The following is an 11,001-nucleotide window of genomic DNA, read 5'->3' as shown; positions in this document are numbered from 1 at the left end:
GCCCCAGCGCCGGCGATCACACGCGCGCTACTGCTACCGAACGAACCGCCCTACACCGAAACCATCCTCAGCCGGCCACACGAAAGATCGAGGCTAGTAGCGTGCAGGGCGTGCGCGAGTACTCCACCCCGCAGACCGTGACGATCCCCATCACGGGGAACCTGACCGACGACGTGGTCCGCAACGCGGCCGAGGCGCCCGAGGCGGTCGCCTTCCGACGACTCGCGGCGGACGGCTCCTGGGACGACGTGACCTCGACCGCCTTCCTCGACGAGGTCCGCGCGGTCGCGAAAGGCCTCGTGGCTGCGGGGATCGAGCCCGGCGACAGGGTCGCGCTGCTGTCGCGCACCCGCTACGAGTGGACGCTCGTGGACTACGCCGTCTGGTTCGCGGGCGCCATCACGGTGCCGATCTACGAGTCCTCCTCGGCCGAGCAGGTCGAGTGGATCCTCGGCGACTCCGGCGCCCGCGCGGCGATCGTCGAGGACGCCGCCCACGTCACCCGGGTGAGCGGCGTGCGGTCGCGGTTGGAGGAGCTGCACCACCTGTGGGCGTTCGAGGACAACGCGGTCGACGTCCTCACCAGCCTCGGAGCCGACGTCGAGGACGCGGTCGTCGAGGAGCGTCGTACGACTGCGGGTCCGGGCGACGTCGCCACCCTGATCTACACCTCCGGTACCACCGGGCGTCCCAAGGGCTGCATGGTCACGCACGGCAACTTCATGTCCGAGCTGGGCGTGGCGGTCGACGAGCTGGAGCAGCTCTTCGACGGCGAGAACGCACGCACCCTGCTCTTCCTGCCGCTGGCGCACGTGTTCGCCCGGATCATCCAGGTCGGCTGCGTGAAGTCGCGTACGACGATGGCGCACACCTCCGACATCAAGAACCTGCTGCCGCAGCTCGCCAGCTACCAGCCGACCTTCATCCTGGCCGTCCCCCGCATCTTCGAGAAGGTGTTCAACACGGCGTCGCAGCGCGCCGCCGCCGACGGTCGCGGCCGGGTGTTCGACCGCGCCGCCGAGGTCGCGATCGCCTACTCGCGCGCACTGGACGGCGGCCGGGTGCCGCTGCGGATCCGCACCGAGCACGCCCTGTTCACCCGGCTGGTCTACGGCAAGCTGCAGCAGGCCCTCGGCGGCAGCTGCGAGTTCGCGATCTCCGGTGGCGCGCCGTTGGGCGAGCGGCTCGGCCACTTCTACCGGGGCATCGGGGTCAGCGTGCTCGAGGGCTACGGGCTGACCGAGACGACGGGCGCGCTGACGGTGAACCTGCCGGATGCGCAGAAGGTCGGAACCGTCGGTCGACCGCTGGCGGGCACGACCGTGCGGGTCAGCGACGACGGCGAGCTGCTCTTCCGCGGCGGGCAGGTGTTCCGGGGCTACTGGAACAACCCCGAGGCGTCGGCGGAGGCGCTCGCCGACGGGGGCTGGTTCCACACCGGCGACGTCGGCGAGGTCGACGACGAGGGCTTCGTGCGGATCACCGGCCGCAAGAAGGAGATCCTGGTGACGGCGGGTGGCAAGAACGTCGCGCCGGCCGTGCTCGAGGACCGGGTGCGCGCGCACCCCCTGGTGAGCCAGTGCCTCGTGGTGGGCGACGGCCAGCCGTTCATCGCGGCCCTGATCACCCTCGACACGGAGGCGCTCCCCGCCTGGGCCGCGGCCCACGGCACCACCGCCGTACCGGCCGACCTCGTCGACAACCCGGAGCTGCTGGCCGAGATCCAGTCGGCCGTCGACGACGCCAACCTGGCGGTGTCGAAGGCGGAGTCGATCCGGAAGTTCGTCGTACTCCCGGAGGACTGGACCGAGGAGGCCGGACAGGTCACGCCGAGCCTCAAGCTCAAGCGCAACGTGGTCATGCGCGAGTGTCGCGACGAGATCGCCGCGCTGTACTCCTGAGCCGCTCCCGACGGGCTCCAGAACCCTCGACGGAGGTCGGTTTCCGACCGGTAGTCCTTTCGGGCTATTCGTGGATCGCGAACGGCCAGAAATGCGATCGACGTCACCCATTGGGCCCTTGGTCCCGATAACCTCGCCGATGCGTCCGATGGCCACCAGGCCGGGACGCGCATCGGGAGATCTTCATCGAGACCGGCCTCCTTTCGGGAGGGTCGTCGGTCCGACAACGGGAGCGGAGGGCTCTTCATGGACCGTCGCAGGCTGCTGCTGGTCGTCGCCGCAGTGATCGCAGTGCTCGGCGTCTTGCTGGTGTTCGTCTACACCAAGGGCGCCGACAACCGCGCCGCCGCGAAGTACCAGGCCGTCAAGATCATCACCGCGTCGCAGACGCTGCAGCCGGGCGAGAGCTTCGACGAGGCGTTCCAGGCCGGCAAGATCACGTCGGCGGACGTCGCCCAGGGCCAGGTGCTCGCCGGCGCGACCAACGACGCGCAGGCCTTCCAGGGGAAGCTGGTCCTCACGACGATCTACCCCGGCGAGCAGCTGGTGCCGCAGAAGTTCGGCGGGGCCGACCAGGTCCAGTCGGCTGCGACCCTGCCGATCCCGGCGGGCAAGATCGCCATCTCGATCTCGGTGGAGGACGACGCCCGCGTCGGCACCTTCGTGAGCCCGGGCTCCAACGTCACCGTGTTCCTCACCCAGGACGGCGTCTCGAGCAAGGTCCTCCTCCCCCGGGTCCAGGTGCTGGCGTTCGGCCAGTCGACCTTCGTGCCGTCGGACAACACCAACGACACGAGCGGGACCGCCACCACGGACCAGAAGTTCCTGGTCACCCTCGCCGTGTCGCAGAAGGACGCGGAACGCGTCCGCCTCGGCCAGACCATCGGCTCGCTGTCGCTGGGTCTGCTGAGCAGCGACAGCAAGGTGACGCAGGGCAGCGGCGTCGGCCCCGGCACCATCTTCGGAAAGGGCTGAGCGATGCCCATCCTCGTCGAGCCCGACCAGGGCAACCTCGCCCGGCTGCAGCCGGGCATGCCGGCCGGCGCGCACGGCGTCGCCGGCCTGGACCGGATGTTCGCCTGGCTGGACCAGCACTCCGATGAGTACGTCGTGGCGCTCGGCCCGTCGCTCCCGCTCGAGCACGTGCTCGGGGTCGCCGAGGAGCTGCGCATCAAGCGGCCGACCATCAGCGTGGTGCTGGTGCGCGACCACCTCGACACCGAGGTGCTCACCAGCGCGATGCAGGCCGGCATCCGCGACGTCGTCACCTCGACCGACGAGAAGGGCCTCACCAAGGCCGTCGAGCGCGCCCACCAGCTGTACGCCGCCCTCCGCGGCCCCGGTGGCGCCCGGCAGATGGGCCGCATCGTGACCGTCTTCTCCCCCAAGGGCGGCGTCGGCAAGACGACGTCCTCGGTGAACCTGGCGCTCGCGCTCTCCGACAAGGGGGCGCGCAAGGTCTGCCTGGTCGACCTCGACCTCGCGTTCGGCGACGTCGCGATCACCATGCAGATCTTCCCGACGCACTCCATCGAGCAAGCCGTCGGCTCGGAGGACTCCGTCGACCTCGCGATGCTCGAAGGACTGCTGACCCGCCACGAGAGCTCACTGAGCATCCTCGCGGCGCCCGCCCACCCCGACGTACGGGAACGGGTGACGCCGCTGCTCATCTCCCGCATCCTCCGCGCGCTGCGCGACGGCTTCGACTACATCGTGGTCGACACCTCGCCGTCCTTCGACGACGCGACGCTGACCGCGCTCGACGAGACCGACGAGTGCGTCATCATCGCCACCCTCGACGTCCCGACGCTGAAGAACGTCAAGGTCGCCCTGGAGACCATGGACATGCTCAACATCGCCCGCGGTCACCGGCACCTGCTGCTCAACCGCGCGGACGACGCGGTCGGCATCAGCATCGAGAAGGTCGAGGCGATCCTGGGCATGCCCGTCGCCGCGCAGGTCGCCACCGCCGTCGAGATCGCGGCGTCGACCAACGCCGGCAACCCGATCATCGCCGAGAAGCCCGGCCACGCGGCCAGCGTCGCGTACGCCGAGCTCGCGTCGACCGTCACCGGCGAGCCGATCAGCCTGCCGGCGGCGTACGGCGCTCCGACCGACCCGCACCACGACCCGAACCGGTCACGCGGCCTGTTCCGCCGCGGGAGGAGCTGACCATGTCGAGCCTGTCCGAACGCCTGGAGGCGGCCCGTCGCGAGGCAGCCGGCAAGCACGCCGCCGAAGCCCCGGCCGAGGAGGTCGACGAGACCCCGGTCGCCGAGGCCCCCGCACCGGCAGCCGCGGGCCCGCTCGCCGCACGGGCGGCCGCGGCCGGGGCGGACAACCGCTCCGCGCAGCGCCGCGCGATGGCCAGCCACGAGGCCGACCGCATCGAGGACCTCAAGGCGAGCGTCCACTCCGAGCTGCTCAAGCAGCTCGGCCCGCACCTGTACGACGCGGACATGGACCAGGCCGACCTCGACCAGAAGGTCCGCACGATCCTGTCCGAGGTGCTCGGCTCGCAGGACCGGCCGCTGAGCAACGCCGACCGCGCCCGGGTGACCAGCGAGATCAGCGACGACATCCTCGGCTACGGCCCGATCGACCCGTTCCTGCGCGATCCCGAGGTCTCCGAGGTCATGGTCAACGGGCACGACAGCGTGTGGCTGGAGCGCAGCGGGCGCCTGGTGAAGGCGGAGGCCCACTTCGCCGACGAGGCCCACCTGCGCCGCACCATCGACAAGATCGTGTCGCGGATCGGACGCCGTGTCGACGAGTCGAGCCCGATGGTCGACGCCCGCCTGCCCGACGGCAGCCGTGTCAACGCGATCGTGCCGCCGCTGGCCATCGACGGCTCGGCGCTGACGATCCGGAAGTTCTCTGCCGACCCGCTGACGGTGCAGGACCTGATCAACTTCGGGTCGCTGTCGCCGGTGACCTCCGACTTCCTGTCGGCCTGCGTGCGCGGGCGGCTCAACGTCATCGTGTCCGGTGGCACCGGCGCGGGGAAGACGACCACCCTCAACGTGCTGTCGTCGTTCATCCCCGGCGACGAGCGCATCGTCACCATCGAGGACGCGGCCGAGCTCCAGCTCAAGCAGGACCACGTGGTCCGGCTGGAGTCGCGCCCGGCGAACATCGAGGGCAAGGGCGCCGTGAGCATCCGCGACCTGGTGAAGAACAGCCTGCGCATGCGTCCCGACCGCATCGTCGTCGGCGAGGTCCGCGACGCCTCCGCGCTGGACATGCTGCAGGCGATGAACACCGGTCACGACGGCTCGATCACGACCGTCCACTCCAACGGCCCCCGCGACACCCTGGCCCGCATCGAGACGATGGTGATGATGGCCGGCATGGAGCTGCCCATCAAGGCGATCCGGGAGCAGGTGGCCTCCGCGATCGACCTGATCGTGCACCAGACCCGGTTCAAGGACGGGTCGCGGCGGATCACCCACATCACCGAGGTGGAGCGGATGGAGGGCGACGTGATCACCCTCCAGGACATCTTCGTCTTCGACCACAGCGCCGGCTTCGACGAGAACGGACGGGTGCTCGGTCGGCTCCGCTCGACCGGGCTGCGGCCGAAGTTCCTGGACAAGTTGGCCAACGCGAACGTCGCCGTCGACCCGGCGCTCTTCCGGTTGGACCGGTTCTGATGCGGCGCGCCGCAGTCGTTCTCGCCGGCGCGCTCGGGATCGTCCTCAGCGTGCTGCTCGGCGCACCGTCGTACGCCGCCGGCCAGGCCACGATCGCCCATGTCCAGACCTCCGGCGGCACCCTGCAGGTGCTCGTCGACGTACCGCCCGGGGCGACGGTCAACCTCGACGGCGTCACGGCGACGCTCGACGGTGCCGCCCTCGACGCCACCGCGACCTCGGCCCGGACCGGCTCCACCGTGGAGCGCACGGCGGTCCTGGCGATGGACACCAGCGACTCGATGGCCTCCCAGGGACGCTTCACGGCGGCCAAGCAGGCGGCCCTCACCTACCTGCAGACCGTCCCCGCGGACGTCAAGGTCGGCGTGGTCACCTTCGACAGCCACGTCAGCGTCGCCCTCTCCCCCACGACCGACCGCGACCAGGCGCGGTTCGTGGTCAACGGTCTCCGGCTGAGCCGCGGCACCCTGCTGTACGACGGACTCAGGACCGCCGTCCAGACGGCCGGCACGAGCGGCCAGCGCTCGGTCCTGCTCCTCTCCGACGGCGCCGACACCGGCTCGTCCGCCACCCTCTCCGAGGTCGCGGACACCGTCCGGTCGACGAACACGCTGCTCGACGCGGTCTCGCTCGGGCAGCAGGGCAGCGACCTGACGGCGCTGCGCAACATCGCCGCGGCCGGCGACGGCGTGCTCATCCAGTCCACGGGTGCCGCGCTGTCCAACGCGTTCCGTCGCGAGGCCGACGTCCTCGCGAGCCAGATCCTCGTGACCGCGCCGGTGCCCGCCGACTTCACGCGCTCGCAGGCCACCGTCCGGGTGACCCTGCCCAGCAACCAGGGGCAGCTCGTCGCCAGCGCGCTCGCACCCATCGAGGTCGCCAGCGCCCCGGCCCCCGCGACGCTCGCGAACCCGGACTCCTCAACGGGCTGGAACACCCCGACCTGGCTGCTGTACGTCGGCATCGGCGTGCTCGCGCTCGGCGTGGTGGGTGGTGCGGTCCTGCTGGTGCCGGGCAAACCGGCGCCCATGACGATCGCCGACCGGCTGACCGAGTACACCGCCCGCACGAGCGGTCCCGCGGTCGTCTCCCAGAAGCCGGCCAGCGAGCCCGTGCTGGACCAGGCCAAGGCGGCCGCGGCCAGCATCCTCGAACGCAACCAGAACCTGGACCACCGCCTGGGCCAGCGCCTCTCCGCCGCGGGCAGCGGCTTCAAGCCCTCCGAGTGGCTGCTGCTGCACGTCGGTGTGGTGATCGGTGCGACGTTGGTCGGTGCCCTGGTCAGTGTCGGCAACATCTGGATCGCGCTGCTCTTCGCGGCGCTGGGGGCCATCGCTCCCCCGATCTACCTGAGCTGGCGCGCCAAACGGCGACGTCGAGCGTTCGACGACTCGCTCCCCGAGGTGCTGCAGCTGCTGTCCGGCGCCCTGTCCGCCGGTCTCTCGCTGCCGCAGGCCGTCGACACGGTCACCCGCGAAGGACCTGACCCGATCGCCGGTGAGTTCAAGCGAGTGCTCGTCGAGTCGCGGATCGGCGTCTCGATCGAGGACGCCTTCGAAGGCGTGGCGCAGCGGTTCGACAGCAGGGACTTCGCCTGGGTCGTCATGGCGATCCGGATCCAGCGGCAGGTCGGCGGCAACCTTGCCGAGCTGCTGACGACGGTGGCCGGCACGATGCGGGAGCGCGCTTACCTGCGACGCCAGGTGAACGCCCTGGCCGCGGAGGGCAAGCTGTCGGCCGCGATCCTGAGCATCCTGCCGCCGGGAGTGGGCGGGTTCGTCCTGCTCACCAACGGCAGCTACATGCAGCCGATGTTCACGACGTTCCTCGGGTGGATCCTGCTGATCGGCGCCGTGGTCTGGCTCGGCATCGGCATCTTCTGGATGAGCCGACTGGTGAAGGTGGAGATCTGATGGCACTGTTCCTCGCGCTCGTCCTCTTCATCGGAGCCATCGCGGTCCTCGGCGTCGCGCTCGCCAAGCACGAGCAGCCCGTCGGTCTCGCCCGCTCGCTGCAGGCGCTCGAGCAGATGGGCAGCGCCGGCGCCGACCAGCTGGTCGCCGAGGCCGAGCTCCCCTTCGCAGACCGGGTCCTGGCCCCGTTCCAGGAGCGCAGCCTGAAGATCGGGCGTCGGCTCACCGGAGCCGACCAGGCGGAGCGGCTGCGCCACAAGCTCGACCTCGCGGGCAACCCGCGCGACTGGTCGGTCGACCGGGTCATCTCGCTCAAGGTCTTCGCCGCCGTCGTGGTGCCCCTGGTGGGCATGGCATGGGGTGTCCTGCTCGGATTCGGGGTCGGGCTCGTCGTCCTCGTGGGGATCGGCGGTGCCGTTCTCGGGTTCTTCGGACCCGACCTGTACCTCTACCAGCGCGCGTACGACCGTTCCGAGGAGATCCGGCGCACCCTGGCCGACGCCGTCGACCTGCTCACCATCAGCGTCGAGGCGGGCCTCGGCTTCGATGCCGCGCTCCAGCAGGTGGCGCGCAACACCACGGGTGCTCTGGCCGAGGAGTTCTCCCGGGTCCTGCGCGAGATGCAGCTCGGCATGGGGCGCGCCGACGCGCTCAAGGCGCTCGGCGACCGCACCAACGTCGACGACCTGAAGTCCTTCGTCGGCTCGATGGTGCAAGCCGACTCGTTCGGCATCTCGATCGCGCAGGTGCTCAGGGTGCAGACTCAGGAGATGCGCACGAAGCGACGTCAGTATGCCGAGGCCAAGGCCCAGCAGGTGCCGGTCAAGATCATGGTCCCACTCGTGCTGTGCGTGCTGCCCTGCCTGTTCGTCGTGATCATGGGGCCGGCCGCCGTCAACATGGTGCGCGAGTTCTCCCAGCACTGAGCGATGCCCACCAACCAGGCCTACGGGGTCCTCGCTGCCGCACGGTTGTTCGCCCTGCTGGCGATCGCCGGCCCGGCGCTGTGGTTCCGCGACACCCACGCGGTGCTCGTCATGTGCGCGATCGGGGTGCTGTGGGCCTACCAGACCATCACCGCGATCCGCCGTGACCTCGAGCTGTCCCTCTCCCCCTCGGTCGAGGCGGGCGCGGTCGGCATCCTCTGCGCGCTCGGCATGCACTACTCCTCCGCCACCCTGGCCGCCCTGGTGGTGCCTCCGCTCTACGCCACGCTGACGGTCGGCACCCGGACGATGTACCGGGTAGCGGCGATCCAGGCCGTTGCCACGGTCAGCATCGGGCTGATGTGGTGGCAGACGATCTCGTCGGACCTCGGCGTCTCGATCTTCACCTGGTCGATGGCCGGCATCGGGCTGAGCCTCGTCGCCGGCGTCACGTTCGCTGCGGATCGGATGAACGCCGACGCGCTGCGCCCCTACCGGGACGCCCAGCACCTGATCCGGCAGCTGATCGACCTGTCCAGCAACCTGAGCTCCGGCCTCGACGTCACGGCCCTCGGCGGGGAGCTGCTCGGAACGGTGGGTGACCACCACCCGTGCAAGGTGCTCTACGCCTTCGTCCCCCGCGGGGAGAGCCTCACCCCCATCGCCTCCACGATCGACGACCCCGACGCCGCGGTGGCCTGCGAGCAGCTGGCCGTGCAGGCCTGGGCCAGGGACGCACCGGTCGTCGACGGCGCGGGGTTCGCCTTCCTCGCCGGCGACTACGCCGTGGTGGCCGGCCAGAGCAGCGCCGACCCCGAGACTCTGGCCGAGCTCGACCTGGCAGCGCTCGCCGAGGAGCTCACCCCGAGCGCCGTACGCCTCGACACCGCGCTGCTGTTCGCCCACTTCCGCGATGCGGCCACGGCCGACGAGCGGCAACGCCTCGCCCGCGAGATGCACGACGGCGTCGCGCAGGACATCGCCTCGCTCGGCTACCTGATCGACGCCATCGCAGGTCGCGCCACCGACGAGACGCAGGCCCAGCAGCTCCAGATGCTCCGCGACCGGGTGACCAAGGTCGTCGCCGAGGTACGCCGGTCGGTGATGAACCTGCGCACCAGCATCGGCGAGAGCGAGAGCCTGGGCGCCGCCATCAGCGCGATCGCCCGGCACCTGTCCGAGGCCTCCGGCATCCCGATCCGGGTGCGGCTGGACGAGCAGCCGGCGCGGCTCCGGCCCGAGGTCGAGGCCGAGCTCTTCCGGATCGCCCAGGAGGCGATGAACAACGCCGTCAAGCACGCTCGGGCGAACTCGATCGACGTCCTCTGCCACGTCTACCCACCGCAGGCACGGATCACCGTCACCGACGACGGCACCGGTCTGCAACAGGGACGCGACGACTCGCATGGACTGAAGATCATGAGGGAACGGGCGAAGCTGATAGGCGCCGACCTGACCGTGCGCGACAATGCCAGCAGAGGGCTCACCGTCTCGGTCGCGTTGCGCTCACCGATCTACGCCGACCACTGACGCGTCACCCCCACCCCTCGAGAAGGAGACTCCCATGAGCGACACGAACATCAAGGTCCTCCTGATCGACGACCACGAGCTGATCCGCAACGGCCTCGGCGCGGTCATCGACCTGGAGCCGGACATGGACGTCGTCGGCACCGCCGCGACCGTGGCGGAGGGCCTCGCCGCCTTCGACCGACTGCGGCCCGACGTGGTCGTCACCGACCTGCAGCTCCAGGACGGCACCGGCCTGGACATCGTCCGGACGCTGCGCAAGAAGAGCGACCAGATCGGGCTGGTGGTCCTCACGATGCACTCCGGTGACGAGCAGATCTTCGCCGCGATGCAGGCGGGGGCGTCCGGTTTCGTCGGCAAGGACGCGCCCTCGACCGAGGTGATCAAGGCCGCGCGGCACGCCTCGGTGTCCCCCAAGGCCTTCGTGTGCGCCGGCCTGGTGGGCGCGATGATGCGGCGCGCATCCGGCGAGTCGACCGCGCTGACCGAGCGCGAGCACGACGTGCTGCTGCTCCTCGCCGACGGCCTGAACGCCGCCCAGATCGGCGCCAAGCTGTACCTCTCGGAGTCCACGACGAAGTCCCACATCGCCCGGATCTACCAGAAGCTCGGGGCGGTCAACCGCGCCCAGGCGCTGGTCACAGCGATGCGGATCGGGCTGCTCTCCACGGTCGCGCCGGCCGCGCGGTAGGGCCAGGAATTCGGCCTCGGGTCTGTAGTCCGTTGGGACTACGACAGTGCGGCCGAACTCCCGATAGTGACAGGACCGCGGCTCAGGCAGAGTTCTCGGCATCGGGGAAGCATCTCCCCGGGGACACGAACTCGCACCACCTCTATCTAGGAGAACCCCGATGGTCCAGTACCTGCAGATCCTGCTCAACGCCCGCTTCGCCAAGATGGAGGAGCGTGGCGCGTCGGCCGTCGAGTACGGCCTGCTGGTCGCCCTCATCGCCGCCGTCATCATCAGCGTCGTCGTGGTCCTCGGCGGCAAGCTGTCCGACGCGTTCCAGACCGTCGTCGACCAGCTCTGACCGACGGCCTGAGGTGATCAGGCAGTCACACGCGATCACGGCCGCGGACC

General features: G+C 70.2%; 9 protein-coding genes. All 9 read left to right on the top strand.

Annotation, left to right across the window (positions count from 1 at the left end):
- Positions 1-110 precede the first annotated feature (110 nt).
- Positions 111-1,901, top strand: a complete 1,791-nt coding sequence (locus ACYVAQ_RS09610; RefSeq protein ID WP_460788692.1) for an AMP-dependent synthetase/ligase — start codon at positions 111-113, stop codon at positions 1,899-1,901.
- A 246-nt stretch (positions 1,902-2,147) separates the two neighbouring features.
- Positions 2,148-2,876 (top strand): Flp pilus assembly protein CpaB, encoded by a 729-nt coding sequence (gene cpaB / locus ACYVAQ_RS09605; RefSeq protein WP_460788690.1) that lies wholly within the window; start codon positions 2,148-2,150, stop codon positions 2,874-2,876.
- A gap of 3 nt (positions 2,877-2,879) precedes the next feature.
- Positions 2,880-4,073, top strand: a complete 1,194-nt coding sequence (locus tag ACYVAQ_RS09600; RefSeq protein WP_460788688.1) for an AAA family ATPase — start codon at positions 2,880-2,882, stop codon at positions 4,071-4,073.
- A 2-nt stretch (positions 4,074-4,075) separates the two neighbouring features.
- Positions 4,076-5,554 carry a CpaF family protein gene (locus tag ACYVAQ_RS09595; RefSeq protein WP_460788686.1) on the top strand — a complete coding sequence of 493 codons (1,479 nt, stop codon included), beginning with the start codon at positions 4,076-4,078 and terminating at the stop codon, positions 5,552-5,554.
- The gene (locus ACYVAQ_RS09590; RefSeq protein ID WP_460788684.1) at positions 5,554-7,467 is read left to right on the top strand and encodes a type II secretion system F family protein; all 1,914 of its coding nucleotides are present in this window, start codon (positions 5,554-5,556) and stop codon (positions 7,465-7,467) included. Before ACYVAQ_RS09595 ends, ACYVAQ_RS09590 begins: the two co-directional genes overlap by 1 nt.
- Positions 7,467-8,393: a type II secretion system F family protein gene (locus ACYVAQ_RS09585; RefSeq protein WP_460788682.1), complete on the top strand. Its 927-nt coding sequence runs from the start codon at positions 7,467-7,469 to the stop codon at positions 8,391-8,393. The genes ACYVAQ_RS09590 and ACYVAQ_RS09585 overlap by 1 nt, the downstream gene beginning before the upstream one ends.
- A gap of 3 nt (positions 8,394-8,396) precedes the next feature.
- On the top strand, positions 8,397-9,923 hold the full coding sequence (locus tag ACYVAQ_RS09580; protein WP_460788679.1) for a sensor histidine kinase: 1,527 nt from the start codon (positions 8,397-8,399) through the stop codon (positions 9,921-9,923).
- Positions 9,924-9,957: 34 nt separating this feature from the next.
- On the top strand, positions 9,958-10,611 hold the full coding sequence (locus tag ACYVAQ_RS09575; RefSeq protein WP_460788677.1) for a response regulator: 654 nt from the start codon (positions 9,958-9,960) through the stop codon (positions 10,609-10,611).
- 160 nt (positions 10,612-10,771) lie between these two features.
- On the top strand, positions 10,772-10,951 hold the full coding sequence (locus ACYVAQ_RS09570; protein ID WP_460788675.1) for a Flp family type IVb pilin: 180 nt from the start codon (positions 10,772-10,774) through the stop codon (positions 10,949-10,951).
- Positions 10,952-11,001: the final 50 nt, after the last annotated feature.

Source organism: Nocardioides maradonensis, assembly GCF_054777115.1.
The sequence above is the reverse complement of the archived record's forward strand: the minus strand, read 5'-3'. Positions and strand labels throughout refer to the sequence as shown.